We start from the raw sequence: 20,781 nt of genomic DNA, 5'->3' as shown, positions 1-20,781 counted from the left end.
CTGTTCCATTTTATTTTCTATTGTAAAATGGGACAGAATTTTATTATTCAACTTTCTCAACAGGAACAACAGGTTTTGGAATACTATCACTTTTAACGGGTGCATTGATTGGAGTCACACCATCTTCATAAATTGTTTCTTCTAAATCTTCTGATTTTTTACCAATATTTATTTCAGGATTTTCTTGATTTCCTGTGACTTTTATAGGAATCCCAATTATTCCTAATGGAGGTAATCCAACTCGCATTTTTAAATTAAGATTTCCGTCTAAACTGCTTTGGCCCTCAAAACGCAAGCGAAATCCTGAAACTTTAAATTTAAAACGTTCAATCGTTAAAATATTATTTTTGATGGTTGATTTAATATCTACTTTTGTAATATCAGGATCTTTAATATCTGGATTTTCAGTTCTAGAAGCTACCGTGTTTAGTAATTTGAAACCTTTCATTTTAACTTGCTTTACAGAAAGTGTTCCTTTTCCTTCTAATGATGGCATTACAGGTTCCATTTGATTGTTTAAAACACCTTTTATGGCATAATCCAACGAAATAATTCCTTCAGCGTTTTCTGCAGCTGTTACGATTTCTTTGAATAGTTTTATTTCGTTGTAAGCTCGTTTTACGTCAAAATCATTGGCTTTAATGTTGTAATCAAAATAAGCTTTTTCGTTTCCTTCATTTTTATAGGTTCCATTCATGTTTGCCGTTGCACCAATTATTCCTAGAGTACCATTTTTCAGAGAAGCAACTCCATTTTGCATTTGAATAATTCCACCTAAATTTTCTATGACTAAATCATCGTAGGTAACTTTTTTGACTAATGTTTTAATGGTTACATCCAAATTAGTAGGAATTTCAATTACACCAGAAACTGCAGTAGAAGTTGAGGTTTCTTCTGATTTTGTAGTTTCGGTGGGCATAAATTCATTGATGTTCATGTAATTTGATTGCAAGCTAAAGTTTCCTTTTAAGGTTTCTTTTTCCGATAAATAATAATTAATAACATTCAAAACATAACCATTCATTGTAATGTCAGATGCTCCATATTTTCCTCTAAAATCAGAGAAATTCATTTTTTCTTGGTTAAACGTAAAAAGTCCTTTTTCAATTAAAAAGGGTTTTGGAAGAAGCTCACTTGTAGTTTGAATTTTAGTTAAATCAAGTGTTCCGCTGTTTTTTAAGTTTTGATATTTTCCTTTGGAAGCATCACTTTGTTTGCCAATTAATGAAACATCAGCTTTTATAATTCCATTTAAGCCTAATCCTTTTTTAGCAAAAACTTTATAAATAGGAGTAAGGTTGATAATTCCTTTGGCTTGCACATCATAATTCAAATCTGAAAAATCTTTAAAAGAAGCATTCAGCGTAAAAGGTTCGTTTTCGAAAGTAAAAGTTGCAGGAGAAATTTTCAATGAAGCATCTTTAAAAGCTGAAGTTGGACAATTTAAATCCGCTTTGAAATTTATTTTTTCAATTGGTTTTGGATAATAAGTAGTTTTTAGCGAACCATTTGATAGGTTGAAATATCCTTTAGTAATTGGAAATTTTTTCTCTTCAGCATTATAAATTCCTTTGGAAACAATATCTGTATCAAGATTTCCAGTAATTTTCATGTTAGGAATTTGTAAGGCATCAGAAAGTGTTTTTAAATCAATCTTTGATTTTACTTTGGTATCAATATTAATTTTTTTACCAAAACCTTCAGATTTTAAAATGGCACTTAACTTATTTTTATTCACATCAAAATACAAGGAATCCAATTGAACTTTTAATTGATTGATGTCTAAATTTGGGAGTTGCGTTTCTAAATTCAAATAAATATTTTCAATGGGAAAAGGAGCTTTGTTGTTTTTTACAAATCCATCACGAACGTTAATTTTAAATTCCACATTTGGACTCAAATTTTCGGAAGCAATATATTTTCCTTTTAGTGAAAAAGAAGCAGAAGTTGTTCCTTTCATTTGGGTTTCACTTTTCCAAGAAATATATTCAGCTGGTAAAGCTGTAAACAAATCTTCCAAATTGCTGTTTTCTGTTTTTAGGTTGAAGTCCATGTCATAACCATTTGATAAAAAATTAAAATAGCCTTTAAATTCTACAGGCAATTTATTAATGGTTAAATCATTTTTTTCAAATATAAAAGCTAACGAATTGGTGTTGATTTTGGTAATTAAATCAGCTTTGACTTTTTTGTTTTTTAAATATTCATTTTGGTCATAAGTTAAACTCAAATTTTCAATATTTGCTGAAGTCGTTAAGCTAAAATCTACACGTAAAAGATTGCCTTTTCCTTTATAATTAAATCCTTTAGCATCAATAAGCATTTTTGTAGAAACATCGTTGTAAATAATTTCACTATTTTCAATTAGAATACTTTTTAAATTTAAAGAAGCTGATTTATCACTCGATGTAGTTGTTGCGGTTGATTTATAAACGTTATAGTTAGCTTCACCTTTGTTGTTAACTTGCACGTTAATTTTGGCATTCTCTATAAAAATTTTATCAATTTGAGCTTCACTTCCAAAAAGCATACTTGGAATATCAATACCAAAACCAATTTCTTTCGCAGTAAGTAAGGATTCATTTTTAAAAGGAGCTGAACCATTTAATGAAAATTCATCAAGTGTTAATGTTAAAGATGGAAAATGCGTAAAAAAAGAAAGGTTTGAATCTTTAAAGTTTAATTCTCCTTCAAGACTTTCATTAGCTAATACTTTTACTTTTTGGGTAATTGTATCAGCAAAAATTATAGGTAGTATAATTAGAAGCAATAAGCTAATAACAAATGTAATCCCAGTGATTTTTAGGATTTTAAAAAGCGTTTTTTTACTTTCTACCATAACCTGAAATGTATTTTTTGCAAATGTATGATTATTCAGATTTGAAATCACAAAAGTGTTAATAAGTCATAAAAAAACCGTAACTTTTTTTGCTACGGTTAGTATATTAATTCTTGTTTTTAAGTTTTATTTTTTAAGAACAGGTGGATATTGTTCTAAAATTTTATCTACAAATTCCTTAATTCTTGCATCTTTTTTGTTGGTATCTTTTGTCAAATATCCACTTCCTTCTCCTTGCCAAATCATTTCTTTGGTTTTGCCGTCAAAAATATCAATAAATAAGGTTCCTTCAGGAGTAGTGTATACTCTATTGTAGTTCATTCCCCAATAAGGATTCCAGCCCCAACCGAAGCCCATTCCCCAGTAATTATTGTTGTAAACGTCTACTCGTTCACTTTCTTTGGTAAAAATACTAATTAACATATCTGGGCTTTCTGATTTCGAAAAACCTTTAGTAGTCATTGCATCGTCGATAGAATGTAAAATTCTTTTTTTATCCAAATCTGAAATTTCGACTTTGTCAATACTCGCTTTTATATAAGCATAAGTTTTGTACTGATTAAAATCTACTTTTTTGTCATAATCTGCATTTACTCTAACCGAACTGCAAGAAGCTAGTATGGAGAGTATAAATAAAGGGATTAATTTTTTCATAGCGTTTTTATTTAAAATATTCGACAATAGAATTGTTCGAAAAAAAAATACTATTCGAACAAATGATCTTCTACTATATTAGGGATGGTTACTTTTAATAAAGGTTGCGTTTCCATAGCTCTTTTTATAGCGAAAATTGCTCCTTCGTTTCGAGCCCAATTTCTTCTAGATATTCCATTGTTAACATCCCAGAAAAGCATTGATTCTAAACGTCTTGAAGCTTCTTTACTACCATCAAGAACCATACCAAATCCACCATTGATAACTTCTCCCCAACCAACTCCACCACCGTTGTGAATGGAAACCCATGTTGCTCCACGGAAACTATCTCCAATTACATTTTGAATAGCCATGTCAGCAGTGAAACGAGAACCATCATAAATATTTGAAGTTTCTCTGTATGGTGAATCAGTTCCAGAAACATCATGGTGATCTCTTCCTAAAACTACAAATCCAATTTCTTCATTTGCAATAGCTTTGTTGAAAGCTTCAGCAATTTTTATTCTTCCTTCAGCATCAGCGTAAAGAATTCTGGCTTGTGAACCAACTACTAATTTGTTTTCTTGAGCTCCTTTAATCCATTGAATGTTGTCAGCCATTTGCTGTTGGATTTCTTCTGGAGAATTTTTCATCATTTCTTCCAAAACATCACAAGCGATTTTATCTGTTTTGGCTAAATCTTCTGGTTTTCCTGAAGCACAAACCCAACGAAAAGGTCCAAATCCGTAATCAAAACACATCGGTCCCATAATATCTTGTACGTAACTCGGATATTTAAAATCAATTCCATTTGAAGCCATAATATCTGCTCCTGCTCGAGAAGCTTCTAATAAAAAAGCATTTCCGTAATCGAAAAAATAAGTGCCTTTTGCAGTATGTTTGTTAATTGCATCAGCGTGACGACGCAATGTTTTTTGAACTTCTTCTTTAAATTTTGATGGGTTATTTGCCATCATTTCGTTAGATTCTTTGAAAGTATACCCAATAGGGTAGTAGCCACCAGCCCAAGGATTGTGCAACGAAGTTTGGTCAGAACCTAAATCAATATGTAAATTTTCTTTATCAAATCTTTCCCAAACATCTACAACATTTCCTAAATAAGCAATTGAAACGACTTCTTTGTTTTCTAAAGCAGTTTTAACTCTTGGAACTAATTTTTCAATGTCTTCTATAATTTCATTAATCCATCCTTGCGAATGACGAATGTGTGTAATTTTTGGATTGACCTCGGCACAAACGGTAACACAACCCGCAATATTTCCCGCTTTTGGTTGAGCTCCAGACATTCCTCCTAATCCAGATGTTACAAATAATCCTCCTTTTGGAGATTTTTTTATTTTTCTGAATCCATTTAAAACTGTGATAGTTGTTCCGTGTACAATTCCTTGTGGTCCGATGTACATATAACTTCCAGCGGTCATTTGTCCGTATTGTGAAACTCCTAAAGCATTCATTTTTTCCCAATCATCCGGTTTTGAATAATTTGGGATAACCATTCCGTTGGTTACTACAACTCTTGGAGCATCTTTATGACTTGGATATAAACCCATTGGATGACCAGAATAGATAGTTAAGGTTTGTTCGTCTGTCATTTCAGACAAATATTGCATGGTTAAAAGATATTGTGCCCAATTTTGAAACACAGCACCATTTCCACCATAGGTAATTAACTCATGAGGATGTTGTGCAACAGCGTAATCCAAATTATTTTGAATCATCAGCATAATAGCTTTTGCTTGTTCACTTTTTCCGGGATAATCTGATATAGGTCTTGCTTTCATTTCGTAATCAGGACGAAAACGATACATGTAAATTCTTCCGTATTTTTCAAGTTCTTCTTTAAATTCTGGAAGTAACGTAGCGTGATGTTTTGGTTCAAAGTAACGCAAGGCATTTTGAAGGGCTAATTTTTTTTCAGCATCCGAAAGAATTTCTTTTCGTTTTGGTGCATGATTAATTTCAGTTTCATAAGGTTTTACGTTTGGTAAAACATCTGGTATTCCTTGTTGAATTTGTTCTTTGAAAGTCATTATTTTGGATTTTGGATTTTCAGATTTTGGATTTTCAGAATTTTTTGTCTGAATATCTGTTATCTGAACATCTGATTTCTTGATTTTTCCTGTTTTTTTATCGTATCCGTATGCACAATGTCTACATCCACTTTTGCAACAATAGCCTCTTTTTAGATGGTATTTTTCTGTAAAACACTTGTATCCTTCTGGTGTGTAATAGAAATCTTCACCTTCAATTAAATTATTTGGATCAATAGTATTGTTCATAGCTACAAATTTAGCAACTTTGTATGATATGTTTATACTAGTTTTTAAATATTTAACCCCAAAGTGGGTGAGAGGAATTACAATTTTTCCTTTTATAGTACTTTCTTTTAAGCAAGATAAGAGTAATATGGTATTAATAAATCATGAAAAAATTCATATACGTCAACAAATTGAAATGTTGGTGATTCCATTTTTTCTTTGGTATGGAATAGAATATGTAATTCGTTTTATTCAGTATAGAAATTCAAAACTAGCTTATTTAAATATTTCATTTGAAAGAGAAGCGTATCAAAATGAAAAAAACCTTCACTATTTAAAGCAAAGGTCTTTTTGGAGTTTTCTAAGATATTTTATGTTTTAATGAATATTGTGATAGCTTGTTTTATAGCAGTTGGATATTCGTAAAATATATATTTATATAGAATTTAGGTACTAGAACTATCTTTTATGTATGGAGTATGTATAGAGTATCTATGTTGATAGTTATTCTTATGATTTAATCTAATTTTTTTGGAAAAAAAAACCTTCACTATTTAAAGTAAAGGTCTTTTTGGAAATTTATTAAATTTTTTAAATCTTAAAGTATTTTTCTAGTAACTTTTATTCCTTCAGTAGTTACAATATTTATAATCAAAACTTGATCCTGAATACTATTCATGTCAATAGAAATACTGTTATTGTTAATTTTAGTTTTTTCAACTAGTAACCTACCTCTTACATCAAATACTTTTACATTATCGATTGTTTCATTTCCTGAAACTATATCAATTATATTTTTATTTTTTGCAATTTGAAATTCGTTTTCATTGAAATTCGTATTACTAAGAACAGTGTTTTTATACACTAATTTGAATCTATCGTTGTGAACTCCAGCTGTTGCTGTAAAAGAATATGGAGAAGATTTTAGGTCGTGATAAATATTTAGCATTTCATCCTTTAAATAAATATCTTGAGTTCCTAAAAATATACCATCTGCTGAATTAAGACCAATAGTGTAATTTCCTGCAGTAGGAACATTAAAGCCAATTTGTACTTGATCATTATCGTCAAAAGGTAGACTTCTTCCTTGAATAATGTAAGACTGATCATCTATAAAAGAATAGATTCCCATATCTAAAGTAGTTGCAAATGCATCGTAAGCACTATCATCATTCATTGTCGCACCTTCTATATAGCCAATTAATGCTACTCCAGTGACATTATTGCTGTCTTTAATGTCTAACCAAATTCTGTGTCTTTCTAAAGTATTCAAAGTAACGTTTTGTTGGTTTGAGTTTTTGAAAAACTCATCATTTGCATAAGGAATTCCGGTGTTATCTCTTCTTTGAGTATTATTAAAACTAACTGTTCCACTTCCAGTTGGACCGTCTAACATTTCAACAAAGAAAGCTTGTCCTGCTTTGATAATTTCTGATACTGATGGAATAGTTGCTCCAGTGTAATTTATAGTTACGTAATCACTTGCGGAATAATTATTTGAATATGATCCATAAAATGGATTTGTAATAGTTGTTCCATTGTTAGCTCCTGGGTCTGTTCCGTGTGTCCAAAGTTGTACATTACCTCTAATTACACTAGCATTATCACTAATAAATTGTAAAGCATTTATTGAAGATGGGTATGGGTTTCCTATTAAATTGTAATTATCGTCTAAGTTTGTAATTTGAACACCGTTAGTTCCGTTATAAGGAGCTCCTGTATGTGATCCTCTATTTACTGTAACTGGAATTGTGCCATTATTTGGTCTTCCTGTGAATGTACTGTTTATATTTGTTGCAGCCATTCCAAAAGAAGAAGAACCTCTTACTAAATATCCAATTCCAGTTCCCATGGTTACCCCATTTGCATTTACATAGTTTCCTTGACCACCATTACTATTGTTTAATGTTGGGTTCCAACTATATTTTGGACCTTGTGAAGGGGAAGTGTAGATTGAGTTTAAAGCTTGATTATTAACAGGTGATGACCAATATACATAATCCGAACCTTTGATGTTATTAGCAGTTCTTTTATAAATAATGTTACCTGAATTAGTAGTATTGTTGATTTGAACCAAATTAGAATTGTTTTCTAATTGGAATGTTCCGGTTGATTCTACTTTAACAAAATCGGTTATAATTAGATTATTAGAAGGTTGAATGTTTAATGTTCCACCATTTTTAACTGTTAAGTTTTTTCCGAAAGCATTATAATTTGTCCCGGAAATTGTTGTGTTGTTTGGAATTACCACACAATTGTCTGATGTAGGAATTCCGGCTGGTGACCAATTATCAACATCGTTCCAATTAGAATTTACTGTACCTTTCCATACTTTTGACTTATTCGTTACATTTACTGTTCCGCTAGTTGTACAGCCGTTTGTGAGGTTTGCATTGGCGGTAAAAGAATAATTAGCATTTTCTAATTGAGCTAATGTTGGTTTTATATATACGGTTGAAACAGGAGTTCCTGTTGTATATGGAATTGTACAAGCTAAATCTACATAAGCATCAATTGGGTAACCGCTTGTCCAAGTAAAGTTAGGTACTAAAGGACGATTACCAAATATTTTAACATCATCAATAGCAACACCATCACACCATCCAGCTCTATACCTGATTCTAATTTTAAAATTAGATATATTGACAAAACTGTTTAAAGGAATATTTTTTTCAACAAATTTTGTACCAATTCCTTCGTCTGATAAATAAGTAGCTACCGGAGTAGAAGACCATCCACTACCATCATTGGTTTCAATAAAGACAGCTTCTGTATTTGCGTTATTAGCATCGTAATAACTTGAAAAATATATTTTAAAAGTTAAGGTTAAATCTGTAAAACCTACGGTGTTGACACTGTTTGTTAGCTCTAATGCTTCATTAACCTTGCCTGAAGTTGTTCCTCCAGCTACTAAGTCAGATGTTGACATCATAAATTTGTTATTGCCAAAACCAGAAGAGATTGCTGGGTACCATACAGGATAAGTTGGATAAGGAGGAACGTAAGTACTTGTTTTTATTTGCCAATTTGTTATTGAACTATCTGGGGAAGCAATTTGATTGCTTGTGAAAACATAACTACTTCCTTCAAAACTTTCATCTACTAAATATACTTGTTCACTAGTTCCGCTAGCAGATAACTCTAAAATACTATCTTCTCCACATATTTCTGGACTTGAATTACTAAAAGTTAAAGCGGGTACTTTTTTAACAGTTGCAACTACTGCAGTTCTATATAATGACTCACATGAGCCATTATAAGCAGTTACATAATATGTCGTTGTGTTATTAATTGAAGGAGTATTCCACGAAGACGATGGAGAACTAATATAAGTTCCTCCAGTTGCTGTAGAATACCATCTATACTCTGTTGTTCCAGAAGAACCTACAGCATTTAATGTTACGGATCCTGTTCCACATCTAGTGCCATTTGTTATAGAGGTTATTTTTGCACTACAATTTGAAACAACAGTAAATAAATAGTCTTCAGTTTCTCCATAATAAGCTATGTTTCCACAAGGTCCGTAGGAGTTACTTGCTCCAGAGCCACTACTTCTATTAATTCGTAATCTAATTCTGTAGTCACCTGGGGTAGTACTACTTGGAATTTGAAATCCAAAAGTAGTATTAAGAAAACCACTTGTACACTGATAAACTACTTCTGTTGATGTGTCAAATGTCCCGTCCTTATTCCAATCTACCCATGCCTTTAAATAGTTTGCACCACCATCCGTATCTACATATAGATTAACACCTTCTCCCTGTGCTTGAGAAGCTCTTGATCCTAATGATGACCAATCTTGATATCCTCTTGGTGAAGAACTATATTGCGGAGTTGGCGAGTTGTTGGTATTGATTATATTTCCAATAAAATTCACAGTTGTAATGTAGTTTGAAGCTTCTCTACCACTGCTGACTGAGGGTGTACAATATACTGGGCTAACTGTTAATAAAGCAGAAGTCGAAAATGTTGATGTTCCACAAGAATTTGTTGCAGAAACTCTGTATCTATAGCTATCCATTGCTAAAGCAGCGTTTGTAATGACCAAAGTAGCTGTTGTGGCACCAGAATAAACACCACCATTAGTAACTGTTGACCAAGTTCCACCACCATTGGTGCTAACCTGCCATGAATAACTACTAGGACTATTTGTAGCGCCAACTGTAAATGAAGTATTAGATCCTTCGGTAATTGAAGAATCTATTGGATTTGTATTAATTGTAGGTGTTGTAGAAACATTTAAAGCTACTGCGTTTGAAGTTCTACTGCAACTTCCATTGCTAACAACAACATCAAAATTACCTGCTATTGCTAACACAGGATTTGTAATTGTTAATGTACTTGATGTTGCTCCAGAATAAGGAGTACCATTTGATATGTTAACACCGTTTCTTCTCCATTGAAAAGATGTTGCACTAGTTGCTGTAACAGAAATAGTTCTTGTTCCTGAACCAGCACAAACTGTTGTAGGTGCAACTGGCTGAGATGTTATATTTGGACCATTTGTAATATTAACCCATAGGTATTGACCACCACCACCAAAACCACAACCATTTATTGATTGAACCCTTATGTTACCTGATGTTGCTGTCGAGTTAAATGTAACAGTTGCAGATAAACCATCAGCTGCTGGAGTAATTGTAGCACCGCTTCCACCGTCAACATACGACCAAATATAAGAACTGGAATACTGATCTGGTACAATTGTATATGTTGTTGTAGAGTTTGTACATTGTGTATTGGAGCCATTTAAACTAATTGGACCGTTTCCAGGACCATTAGCTACATAAACAGTTCTTGTGCTAGTGTATGTTGGACAAGATCCACCTCCAACAGTATATGTTATAGTTGCAGTACCAGAATTTACAGCAGTTACCAATCCAGTTGAAGCATTTACATTAGCGACACTGGTATTGCTACTTGTCCAAGTTCCACCAGAAACTGAAGAAGAAAAAGTTGTACTAGTATTTGTGTATCTACAGATGTATTGATTACCAGAAAGTGTTCCTGCGGATGTTTGACAAGGACTGTAAACACAAATTTGTCCATTCATACTTCCATCTGAATTATTTCTTTGAATTCTTATCATGTATTTTTGACCAATTATTGTTGGGTATGTTATGGTCTCTAACTCTCCATTACCACCAATATTAGAACAAGCTAAGGCAGTTACTGATGTACTACAGGTTCCTGTAAATAGATGTAAAATAGCATCTCTACCATTTGTTGGCTGATAATTAATGATAGTCGATGTGGAAGTTGCTGTAAACCAACCCCATGCATCATCTCTATTTGAATCGGCACTACAAGTGTTGCCATTCCAGTAATTATTATTAAAATTAGAATTGAAATTTGAATAATTGCAACTTGCACCAACAGTAACTTCACCAGCTGAGGCTGTCAAATCGCAATTATTAGTCTGAGAAAAGGTGATATTTGTTGAAAATATAAAACAAATAAAAAACAAAACTCTTAAATGCATTAAACTATTGCTTGATACATTTAAAATGGTTAGCTTTGGGGAACTATTTTCCATAATAAAGTAATTTGTAGGTGTCTATTAAATAAAGATAATAATAGAATTTACTCTGACAAAAATGAAAAATACGAAAGTAGTTTTTCAGTTCTTAATAATATTTTATGTGTCTGATTTAAGGCCTATTATTTCCAATAATCAGGACAAATGTAGAATTTAATTTAACATCAACAAAATAACTTCTCTAAACAATCTTTTTAATCGATAAAAGGCTAATATTTTTCGACGAATGGATTTTGTGTAAGTTATTTTTATATATTTGTTTGAATAAAATATACTCTTAAATCTGTTTCAAATGAAAAACTGTATTTATCTATTCTTTTTTTTAATTTTTAGTTATACTTCCTATTCACAATTATTTGTGAAAGATGGGAGCTATATTTACAACAATGATAATGTTGTATATGTTAAAGAGGATGTTAACTTAGAATTAAACTCTAATTTTTACTTAAGAAATCAAGCACAACTTGTTCAAGGTAAAACAGGAGTTTCAACTAATTCAGGTGAAGGGAAAGTTTCTGTTTTTCAAGAGGGAACTTCAAATCGTTATGTTTATAATTATTGGTGTTCACCTGTTGGAGTAGCAAATGGTGCTGCAGGAAATACTAATTTTGGAATATTGTTAATGAATAGACCAACATCTGTTACTGCTTCAAATGTTATTACCACAACAGCATATGACGGTTCATCTTCCACTAGTTCATTAGTGGTTGCGAAATATTGGATTTGGAAGTACTTAAGTGCAAACGGATATAATCTAGGTGGGCCAAATGGCTGGATACATGTTCAAGATACTCAAACACTTTTGCCTGGACAAGGTTTTACGATGAAAGGTGTTAGTGGAACTGATACAACATTAATTACTACTGAGCCGACGCAAGCAAATAATCCAGGAAATAATCAACGTTATGATTTTAGAGGAAGACCAAACGATGGTGATATAACTATTGAAGTTGGGGAAGATGATTTTACATTGACAGGGAATCCTTATCCTTCAGCATTGAATGTTAGTGCTTTTCTATTAGACCCTGTAAATTCAGCATGTAATGGAATTGCTTATTATTGGGAACAAAATAAAACTGATAATTCACATTATTTGGTTGATTATCATGGTGGATATGGTACGTATGCTCCAATTTCTGCTCCTTATACAGGTATTTATATACCTGCAACATTTGATACTTATAATGGAGATGGTACAATAAATACAACAGGTTCTTCTTCTGGTTTAGTTATTGAAAGAAAATATGCTCCGATAGGACAAGGTTTTATGGTTTTTGGTGCTGCTGATGGAACTATAACCTTAAAAAACGAATATAGAGAATATGTGAAAGAAGGTTCTAGTTTATCTCAATTTGAAAAAGTAGCTTCTCCTCAGGTTACAACAACTGCTAATCAAGTTCCTCACATGCGTTTTGATATTTCTTTGAATAATCAAAACACAAGACAAATAGGTTTAGTTTTAATTCCAGAGGCTACTGATGGAGTTGATAGAGGAATTGATGCAAAAAGTCCTGCTGAAGATACTTTGCCAAATGATGTTTATTTTTTCTTAGATAATGACAAATATGTTGTTGAAGGAATTCCCTTTGATATAAATAAAAGAATTAAAGTAGGTGTAAAATCAGCTGCTAATGTTCCTTTTAATTTTAAACTGTCTCATGTTATTAATTTTGATCAAAACCAAAATGTTTATCTGTATGATGGATTAACACAGACTTATCATGATATTAAAAATGGTAATTATGATGTGATTTTACCAGGAGGAACAATAAATGATAGATTTGAAATTACATTTACAGCAAGTGCTTTAAATACTGCTGTGAATTTGGAAGAAAGTTTTGCAATTTATCAAAATAATGATAAACAAACTTTAAGAGTAGAGAATCCTACACTGTTAGATGTACGCTCAATTTCTCTTTTTGATGTTACTGGAAAAGTTATTTTTGGAAAAGAAAAATTAGGAATAGAAAATGAATATGAGTTTTCAACTTCAGGTATTAGTGATGGAGTTTATATTGTTAAAATGGTTACAAGTGATAGCCAAAGTTTAAGTCATAAAATCATAGTTAAGAATAATAAAAAATAGCATTTTTATAAAAAAGTTAAAATGAGCAGTCTTATGGCTGCTTTTTTTATGAAATGTAAATGATGAATTGTAATTTTGCATTCGTGGAAATTAAGACTCAAAAAATTAAAATTAATAACTCAAACGTTGAATTATATATTAAACGAGAGGATTTGATTCATCCGTTAATTTCAGGAAATAAATACAGAAAGCTTAAATACAATTTAATAGAAGCTAAAAACGAAAATCATTCTACATTGTTAACTTTTGGTGGAGCTTTTTCAAATCATATTTTAGCGGTTGCTTCGGCTGGTTTTGAAAATAATTTTAAAACAATTGGAGTAATTAGAGGAGAAGAGTTGTTTGATAAAATTGAACAAAACCCTACTTTAAAGAAAGCAAAAGAATTAGGTATGCAGTTCAAGTTTGTGTCAAGAGAAGATTTTAGAAATAAAAACAACAAAGATTTTTTAGAAGGTTTAAAAGCTCAATTTGGTGAATTATATCTTTTGCCAGAAGGAGGAACAAATCAATTAGCCATAAAAGGTTGCGAAGAGATATTAACAAAAGAGGACAAAATGTTTACTCATGTTTGTTGTTCAATAGGTACTGGTGGCACAATTTCAGGAATTATTAATTCAAGTTTTAGTGGTCAACAAATTGTTGGTTTTCCTTCTTTAAAAGGGGATTTTATTTCAAATGAGATTAGTAACTTTGTACAGAAATCAAATTGGAATATCATTTCTGATTATCATTTTGGAGGTTATGGCAAAATAACTGACGAATTAATTCGTTTTATTAATGATTTTAATTCGAAGAGCAATATTCCATTAGACCCAATTTATACAGGAAAAATGATGTTTGGAATCTATGATTTAATTAAAAATGAATATTTTCCAAAAGGAAGTAAGATTTTAGCAATTCATACTGGTGGTTTACAAGGTATAAAGGGAATGAACGAGTTGTTGAAAAAACAAAATAAAGAAATAATACATATAAATGAAATTTAAAATTGCCCTAATCTGTTTTTGTACTCTACTCTTAGTGAGTTGTGGATCTCAAAAAAAAGTAAGAACTACTAGTACTAAAAGACAACCAGTGAAGAAGACTGTTGTTACTAATAAAAAGCAAATTATTAAAAAGGAAGAAGAAAAACTTGAAGCTACTTCTTTTGTTGTAGTAACATTTGAAAATGTTGAAGAATATATTTCATGGTTCAAAAACACAGCTATTAGTAATATGATTAATTATAAAATTCCTGCAAGTATTACGCTAGCTCAAGGAATTTTAGAATCTGGTGCTGGAAAAGGTGAGCTATGCAAAAAAGCTAATAATCATTTTGGTATAAAATGTCATGTAGGTTGGGAAGGAGCAAGTGTATATCATGATGATGATGAGTCACAAGAATGTTTTAGAAAATACAATCATCCTGCGGAATCTTATAGAGATCATTCGTTGTTTTTAACTTCTAGAAGTAGATATAATTTTCTTTTTGACTTAAAAGAAGATGACTACAAAGCTTGGGCAAATGGATTAAAAAGTGCAGGTTATGCAACTGATCCAAAATATCCTGCAAAACTCATTCATATTATTGAACGATATAAATTATATGAATATGATAATGAAGCATTAGGAAGGTCTCCTATTAAAGAAGAAGTAGTCCTTTATGAAGCACCTAGTAAATCAATAAGTAACTCTGAATATGAAGTGGTTAAAGGAGATACTTTGTATTCTATTTCAAGAAAATATAATATTTCAGTAGAAGATTTAAAAAACAAAAACAATATTTCTGACAATGCACTTTCAATAGGTCAGATTTTAAAGATTAAATAATGGTATATAAAAGAAGTAGCGAATTATTCGTTGAAGCAAATAAAGTAATTCCAGGAGGTGTAAATTCACCAGTAAGAGCATTTAAATCAGTTGGTGGAACTCCAATTTTCGTAAAAAGTGCCAAAGGACCTTATTTGTTTGATGAAGATGGAAATAAATTAATCGATTATATCAACTCTTGGGGACCAATGATTTTAGGTCATGCTCACGAACCCGTAATAAATGCAATTACTGAAAGAGCTAAACTAGGAACTTCTTTTGGGATGCCAACAGAATTAGAAACAAAGATAGCTGAATTAGCCGTTTCAATGGTGCCAAATATTGATAAAATTCGTTTTGTAAATTCAGGTACAGAAGCTTGTATGAGTGCTATTCGATTAGCAAGAGGTTATACTAAAAGAGATAAAATCATAAAATTCGCTGGTTGTTATCATGGACATTCAGATTCTTTTTTGATTCAAGCAGGTAGTGGTGCTATAACTTTTGGTTCACCAAATAGTCCTGGTGTAACTGAAGGTACTGCAAAAGATACGCTTTTAGCTAATTACAATGATATTGAAAATGTAAAAGCTCTATTTGAAGCTAATAAAAATGAAATTGCAGCTATAATCATCGAACCAGTAGCTGGAAACATGGGTTGTATTCCTCCAAAAGCAGGTTTTTTAAACGCGTTAAGAGAACTTTGTGATGCAGACGGAACAATGCTAATCTTTGATGAAGTTATGACTGGATTTCGTTTAGCAAAAGGTGGAGCTCAAGAACTATATAATGTCAAAGCAGATATAGTTTGTTTTGGAAAAGTAATTGGTGGAGGTTTGCCAGTTGGTGCTTTTGCAGCAAAAAAAGAAATTATGGATTATTTAGCTCCAATAGGACCTGTTTATCAAGCTGGAACTTTGTCTGGAAATCCACTAGCAATGGCTGCTGGATACGAAATGCTTAAAGAACTAAATTCGGATAAAGATATTTATAAAAGACTTGAAGAAAAAACAGCTTATCTTTATGAAGGAATACATAAAGTTTTATCAGATAAAGAAATTGATTTTACTATAAATAGAGTAGGCTCTATGATTTCAGTTCATTTTGATAAAAACGAAGTGTATGATTTTGAAACCGCTAAAAAAGGAGATAATGATAGCTTTAAAAAATTCTTTCATGGTTTGGTTAAAGAAGGTGTTTATATTGCTCCTTCAGCCTATGAAACTTGGTTTATAACTGATGCTTTATCTTATGAAGACTTAGATTTTACAATAAATGCAATTAATAAAGTAGTAAGTAATTTATAAAAAAAATCCCGAAATTAAATTTCGGGATTTTTTTTAATTTCTAGTTAACTTTTTATAAAGTGCTTTATCAGCCTTTAATTTATCAAAATCACCTTGATTTAATAAAGATGATAATTTTGTTTCTACAAAGTTAGATACAATTACTTTTCTGTCTTCAGAAATTCCTTCAGTTAAAAGAACATCGTGTTTTTCTTTGAAAACTGTTTGTAAGTCGGTTAAAACTTCTCCTTGTAAACCAAGATATTGAGCAAGTTCTTGTGTGTCTTGCTTAGCAAGTTCCGTTGCTTTGCTTTTGTCTTGTGCATTTGCATTAAAAGTAAAAGCAAATAGTAAAACAAAAAGTGCGATTATTTTTTTCATAGTATTTGGTTGTTTTTGATTTTGAAATTCAAATCTAACTATTTTTTTTTAAATTCAAAATAATACACAGGCTTTTTATTTAAATTATTCCGTTTTTTTACCTTTATTGGCTCTTCTTTCTTTCATTTTTTCTTTGACTTCTTCTTTTTGAGTTTCCCATTTTTTGTATTGGTCATCATTAAGTATAGATTTCATTTTGGCATTTATTACTGCTTTTTTCTCATTCATTTTAGCTTTCATTTCTGCTCTTTGCTCTTTTGTGGCTTTTTCAGCAGTTTCTTTCATTTCTTTTCTTCTTTCTAGCATTTCAGCTCTTTCTTCTTTTTGAGAATTTAAAAGTTCTTTTATTTGCTTTTGTTGCGTTTCATTTAAGTCAAGATCTTTTGTCATTTTCTTAACCTGAATTTCTGTTCTTTGTTCTGGAGTCATTTCTTTAAAATCTCCTCTCTTACCTTTTCCTTGAGCAAATGTTGTTAATCCAACAACTAGAAATGCTACTACTAGTAATTTTTTCATTTTTATAATTTTTTAAGTTTGAAGATAAGACAGTGTTATTATTAAAAGGTTTAATCTTTAATAAAAAAAAACACAAAAAAAAGGAAACTCTAATGAATTTCCTTTAATATATAATGTGGTAAGATTAATTCTTATTTCAATTCCACAATCTTGCTTTCACCTTCAACTCTTACTGAAGTCATGTTGTGTTTAGCTAAACCTTTCATAGCTGCATCCCATTTTTTTCCGCTTAAAGCAGCTTTGGTTTTTAATTCAGCTAAATCCATTGCATTTTCATTTTTAGTTAAAAGATCAATTATCATTTTTTCTTCTTCAGATAATTCTACTTGTTTTTTTTCAGGTCTCATTTGAGGAAAAAACAATACTTCTTGTATCGATTGATTATTTGTTAAAAACATGATTAATCGGTCCATTCCAATTCCTAAACCAGATGTTGGAGGCATTCCGTATTCTAAAGCTCTTAAGAAATCTTCATCAATAATTCCGTTTGCTTCGTCATCACCTTTGGCAGCTAAAGCCATTTGGTTTTCAAAACGACCTCTTTGGTCAATTGGATCATTTAATTCAGAATAAGCATTCGCAATTTCTTTTCCACAAACCATCAATTCAAAACGTTCAGTTAAATCCGGATTATCTCTATGTTCTTTACATAAAGGAGACATTTCTTTTGGATAATCTGTAATAAAGGTTGGTTGAATAAAATTACCTTCACATTTTTCACCAAAAATTTCATCAATTAATTTTCCTTTACCCATAGTTTCATCAACTGCAATTCCCATTGATTGAGCAGCTTCAAATAATTCTTTTTCAGATTTTCCTGTAATGTCAAAACCTGTAAAGTTTTTGATGGCATCAGTCATTGTAACTCTTGCATAAGGAGCTTTGAAGCTAACTTTATGTTCACCAAAAGTAGCATCTGTAGTTCCGTTTACTTCTTTGGCACAATGTTCTAATAAGTTTTCGGTAAACTCCATCATCCAATTGTAGTCTTTGTAAGCTACATAAATTTCCATAGCAGTAAACTCTGGATTATGAGTTCTATCCATTCCTTCATTTCTGAAGTTTTTTGAAAATTCATAAACTCCATCAAAACCACCAACAATTAATCTTTTTAAATATAATTCATTTGCAATTCTCATGTACAAAGGAATGTCTAAACTATTATGATGTGTAATAAAAGGACGAGCAGCAGCACCACCAGGAATAGCTTGTAAAACTGGAGTTTCAACTTCCATATAACCTGCTTGGTTAAAGAAATTTCGCATAGCAGTGAACAGTTTTGTACGTTTTACGAAAACCTCTTTTACTTTTGGGTTAACCACTAAATCCACATAACGCATTCTGTAACGCAACTCTGGATCTACAAATGCATCAAATGTATTTCCTTCTGTATCTGTTTTTGGTAAAGGTAATGGACGAAGAGTTTTACTTAATAAAGTTAAATTAGAAACTCGTATTGATTTTTCACCAACTTGGGTCATAAATAAAGTTCCTTCAATCCCGATAAAATCACCTAAATCAATCAATTTTTTAAAGACTTCATTGTATAAAGTTTTGTCTTCATCAGGACAAATTTCATCTCTATTCACATAAATCTGAATTCTACCTTCACTATCTTGCAATTCCGCAAAAGAAGCTTTTCCTTGAATACGAGTACTCATCACACGACCAGCTAAAACTACCTTTTTCCCTTCTTCAAAATTTTCTTTAACCTGTTTTGAAGTAGTGTTTACAGCAAATAAATCTGCTGGATAAGGATTTATACCTAGAGCACGAAGTGAATTTAACTTTTCTCTTCTAATGATTTCTTGTTCCGAAAGTTGCATAATATCTTTATTTTAAGCCTGCAAAGATAAGTATTAGTTTCAGAGTTTCAAAGCGTTGTTTTTTGATTTTTGAAGCAAAAGTTTTGGGCTTATTTGGTTGTGTAATTCCTGCCATCCATTCTATCTTTTTTTTACAAAAAAAGGATGCCATTCCTGTCAGGGCTAATTGGTAAATCATTTGTATCTTTGCAAAGATAAATTGAAATCAAAAATAGGTTTTTACAAAACATGAATAAAAAAATCCAGTTACAAGATTTAGGTCACAAAGATTATAAAGATACATGGGATTATCAAGAAGAGCTTTTCAAAGAAATAGTTGATTTAAAAATCAAAAATAGAAGAGAGGAACTAAATGATGAAACTCCTAATTATTTTCTTTATGTAGAACATCCTCATGTGTATACTTTGGGTAAAAGTGGTGATTTGTCTAATTTGCTTTTATCTGAAAAACAATTGGCTGATAAAGGAGCGACTTTTTATAAAATAAATAGAGGAGGAGATATTACTTATCACGGACCTGGTCAAATCGTTGGTTATCCTATTTTGGATTTAGAAAATTTCTTTACAGATATTCATAAATATTTACGACTTTTAGAAGAAGCAATAATCTTGACTCTGGCAGAATATAATATTTTTTCTTCAAGAAGCGAAGGTGAAACTGGAGTTTGGTTAGGTGTTGGGACTCCATTTGCAAGAAAAATTTGTGCCATGGGAGTTCGTGCAAGTCGCTGGGTAACTATGCATGGTTTTGCATTAAACGTAAATGCTGATTTAGGATATTTTGATAACATCATCCCTTGTGGAATAAGAGGAAAAGCAGTTACTTCTTTGAACGTTGAACTTGGAGTTGAAAAAGTAAATGAAGAAGAAGTAAAGCAAAAAATTCTTAAGCATTTTACAGATCTTTTTGAAGCTGAATTTGAGAATTCTTAAAAAGAAAAATATTAAAGGTCTAAAGATAGTTGCTCGGGTAATAATCTAAAAGACATTCTGTGGTATTTTGATGGGCCATATTTTCTAATAGCTTCTCGATGTTCTTTTGTTGGGTAGCCTTTGTTTTTTTTCCAATTATACATTGGGAATTCTTCGTGAATTTTATTCATATATTCATCTCTATATGTTTTAGCTAAAATAGAAGCAGCTGCAATACTTATGTATTTGCTATCACCTTTTATAATTGTTGAAAAAGGAATGTTGTTCAATGGTTTAAATCTATTTCCATCCACTATAATATATAAAGGTATGGGATTTAACTTTAAAATACTTTTTTGCATAGCTAATATTGATGCGTTTAGTATGTTTATTTCGTCAATAACATTAGGTTCTAAATGAGTTACTGCAAAAGATAAAGCTTCATTTTCTAAAATTGGTTTTAAATAATCTCTGTTTTTTTCTGAGAGTTGTTTGGAGTCATTTAGCAATTCGTTTTTAAAATTGTTTGGCAAAAGAATTGCAGCAGCAGTTACAGGTCCAGCTAAGCAACCTCTTCCAGCCTCGTCTGTTCCGCATTCTAAATCAAATCCTGAAAAGTTAAAGTTTAACATATTCTTTTTTTGATAAAAATATAAATTTTAACGCAACCTTTTAAATTATTCTGCATCTTTT

15 protein-coding genes are annotated in these 20,781 nt (G+C 31.2%); 6 read left to right on the top strand and 9 right to left on the bottom strand.

Going from position 1 to position 20,781, the window contains the following annotated elements; translation table 11 throughout:
• Positions 1 to 43 precede the first annotated feature (43 nt).
• The 3 genes from ACFO3U_RS02845 to ACFO3U_RS02835 form a co-directional block, all read right to left on the bottom strand.
• Positions 44 to 2,839, bottom strand: a complete 2,796-nt coding sequence (locus ACFO3U_RS02845; protein ID WP_379738224.1) for an AsmA-like C-terminal region-containing protein — start codon at positions 2,837 to 2,839, stop codon at positions 44 to 46.
• Positions 2,840 to 2,965: 126 nt separating this feature from the next.
• On the bottom strand, positions 2,966 to 3,493 hold the full coding sequence (locus tag ACFO3U_RS02840; RefSeq protein WP_379738223.1) for a DUF4136 domain-containing protein: 528 nt from the start codon (positions 3,491 to 3,493) through the stop codon (positions 2,966 to 2,968).
• A gap of 50 nt (positions 3,494 to 3,543) precedes the next feature.
• Complete coding sequence (locus tag ACFO3U_RS02835; RefSeq protein WP_379738222.1) at positions 3,544 to 5,772, bottom strand: urocanate hydratase; 2,229 nt, start codon at positions 5,770 to 5,772, stop codon at positions 3,544 to 3,546.
• A 67-nt stretch (positions 5,773 to 5,839) separates the two neighbouring features.
• Between ACFO3U_RS02835 and ACFO3U_RS02830 the strand changes: the two genes are divergently transcribed.
• Positions 5,840 to 6,133 carry a hypothetical protein gene (locus ACFO3U_RS02830; RefSeq protein WP_379738221.1) on the top strand — a complete coding sequence of 98 codons (294 nt, stop codon included), beginning with the start codon at positions 5,840 to 5,842 and terminating at the stop codon, positions 6,131 to 6,133.
• A 216-nt stretch (positions 6,134 to 6,349) separates the two neighbouring features.
• Here the strand turns inward: ACFO3U_RS02830 and ACFO3U_RS02825 are convergent, their stop codons facing one another.
• Positions 6,350 to 11,287 (bottom strand): GEVED domain-containing protein, encoded by a 4,938-nt coding sequence (locus ACFO3U_RS02825; protein WP_379738220.1) that lies wholly within the window; start codon positions 11,285 to 11,287, stop codon positions 6,350 to 6,352.
• 295 nt (positions 11,288 to 11,582) lie between these two features.
• On the opposite strand from ACFO3U_RS02825, the gene ACFO3U_RS02820 reads away from it, so the two are divergent.
• From ACFO3U_RS02820 to hemL, 4 genes are all read left to right on the top strand, one after another.
• A complete protein-coding gene (locus ACFO3U_RS02820) occupies positions 11,583 to 13,376 on the top strand; it encodes a T9SS type A sorting domain-containing protein (RefSeq protein WP_379738219.1) in 1,794 nt (597 codons plus the stop codon).
• A gap of 59 nt (positions 13,377 to 13,435) precedes the next feature.
• On the top strand, positions 13,436 to 14,365 hold the full coding sequence (locus tag ACFO3U_RS02815; RefSeq protein WP_379738218.1) for a 1-aminocyclopropane-1-carboxylate deaminase/D-cysteine desulfhydrase: 930 nt from the start codon (positions 13,436 to 13,438) through the stop codon (positions 14,363 to 14,365).
• Positions 14,366 to 14,453: 88 nt separating this feature from the next.
• A complete protein-coding gene (locus ACFO3U_RS02810) occupies positions 14,454 to 15,188 on the top strand; it encodes a glucosaminidase domain-containing protein (protein WP_379738217.1) in 735 nt (244 codons plus the stop codon).
• Entirely contained in the window at positions 15,188 to 16,474 is a 1,287-nt protein-coding gene (hemL, locus tag ACFO3U_RS02805) for a glutamate-1-semialdehyde 2,1-aminomutase (protein WP_379738216.1), read from the top strand. Before ACFO3U_RS02810 ends, hemL begins: the two co-directional genes overlap by 1 nt.
• A 33-nt stretch (positions 16,475 to 16,507) precedes the next feature.
• Here hemL and ACFO3U_RS02800 read toward each other — a convergent pair whose 3' ends face one another.
• From ACFO3U_RS02800 to ACFO3U_RS02785, 4 genes are all read right to left on the bottom strand, one after another.
• The gene (locus ACFO3U_RS02800) at positions 16,508 to 16,834 is read right to left on the bottom strand and encodes a hypothetical protein (RefSeq protein WP_379738215.1); all 327 of its coding nucleotides are present in this window, start codon (positions 16,832 to 16,834) and stop codon (positions 16,508 to 16,510) included.
• Between the two features lie 84 nt (positions 16,835 to 16,918).
• Positions 16,919 to 17,350, bottom strand: coding sequence for a hypothetical protein (locus ACFO3U_RS02795; RefSeq protein ID WP_379738214.1), 432 nt, complete (start codon positions 17,348 to 17,350; stop codon positions 16,919 to 16,921).
• Between the two features lie 131 nt (positions 17,351 to 17,481).
• The gene (lysS, locus tag ACFO3U_RS02790) at positions 17,482 to 19,176 is read right to left on the bottom strand and encodes a lysine--tRNA ligase (RefSeq protein ID WP_379738213.1); all 1,695 of its coding nucleotides are present in this window, start codon (positions 19,174 to 19,176) and stop codon (positions 17,482 to 17,484) included.
• Positions 19,177 to 19,183: 7 nt separating this feature from the next.
• Entirely contained in the window at positions 19,184 to 19,354 is a 171-nt protein-coding gene (locus ACFO3U_RS02785; RefSeq protein WP_379738212.1) for a hypothetical protein, read from the bottom strand.
• Positions 19,355 to 19,404: 50 nt separating this feature from the next.
• On the opposite strand from ACFO3U_RS02785, the gene lipB reads away from it, so the two are divergent.
• Positions 19,405 to 20,109: a lipoyl(octanoyl) transferase LipB gene (gene lipB, locus ACFO3U_RS02780; protein WP_379738211.1), complete on the top strand. Its 705-nt coding sequence runs from the start codon at positions 19,405 to 19,407 to the stop codon at positions 20,107 to 20,109.
• Positions 20,110 to 20,120: 11 nt separating this feature from the next.
• Here lipB and ACFO3U_RS02775 read toward each other — a convergent pair whose 3' ends face one another.
• The gene (locus tag ACFO3U_RS02775; RefSeq protein WP_379738210.1) at positions 20,121 to 20,720 is read right to left on the bottom strand and encodes a ribonuclease HII; all 600 of its coding nucleotides are present in this window, start codon (positions 20,718 to 20,720) and stop codon (positions 20,121 to 20,123) included.
• Between the last annotated feature and the right edge of the window lie 61 nt (positions 20,721 to 20,781).

It is taken from the genome of Flavobacterium ponti (genome assembly GCF_042652765.1).
Taxonomy (GTDB): Bacteria; Bacteroidota; Bacteroidia; order Flavobacteriales; family Flavobacteriaceae; genus Flavobacterium; species Flavobacterium ponti.
The sequence above is the reverse complement of the archived record's forward strand: the minus strand, read 5'-3'. Positions and strand labels throughout refer to the sequence as shown.

Coding starts and splice junctions, on each gene's coding strand:
- ACFO3U_RS02795 (WP_379738214.1), bottom strand. CDS start 17,350: ATGAAAAAATTACTAGTAGTAGCATTTCTAGTTGTTGGATTAACAACA.
- ACFO3U_RS02800 (WP_379738215.1), bottom strand. CDS start 16,834: ATGAAAAAAATAATCGCACTTTTTGTTTTACTATTTGCTTTTACTTTT.
- ACFO3U_RS02775 (WP_379738210.1), bottom strand. CDS start 20,720: ATGTTAAACTTTAACTTTTCAGGATTTGATTTAGAATGCGGAACAGAC.
- ACFO3U_RS02815 (WP_379738218.1), top strand. CDS start 13,436: ATGATGAATTGTAATTTTGCATTCGTGGAAATTAAGACTCAAAAAATT.
- ACFO3U_RS02820 (WP_379738219.1), top strand. CDS start 11,583: ATGAAAAACTGTATTTATCTATTCTTTTTTTTAATTTTTAGTTATACT.
- ACFO3U_RS02785 (WP_379738212.1), bottom strand. CDS start 19,354: ATGATTTACCAATTAGCCCTGACAGGAATGGCATCCTTTTTTTGTAAA.
- ACFO3U_RS02845 (WP_379738224.1), bottom strand. CDS start 2,839: ATGGTAGAAAGTAAAAAAACGCTTTTTAAAATCCTAAAAATCACTGGG.
- lipB (WP_379738211.1), top strand. CDS start 19,405: ATGAATAAAAAAATCCAGTTACAAGATTTAGGTCACAAAGATTATAAA.
- ACFO3U_RS02840 (WP_379738223.1), bottom strand. CDS start 3,493: ATGAAAAAATTAATCCCTTTATTTATACTCTCCATACTAGCTTCTTGC.
- ACFO3U_RS02835 (WP_379738222.1), bottom strand. CDS start 5,772: ATGAACAATACTATTGATCCAAATAATTTAATTGAAGGTGAAGATTTC.
- hemL (WP_379738216.1), top strand. CDS start 15,188: ATGGTATATAAAAGAAGTAGCGAATTATTCGTTGAAGCAAATAAAGTA.
- ACFO3U_RS02825 (WP_379738220.1), bottom strand. CDS start 11,287: ATGGAAAATAGTTCCCCAAAGCTAACCATTTTAAATGTATCAAGCAAT.
- lysS (WP_379738213.1), bottom strand. CDS start 19,176: ATGCAACTTTCGGAACAAGAAATCATTAGAAGAGAAAAGTTAAATTCA.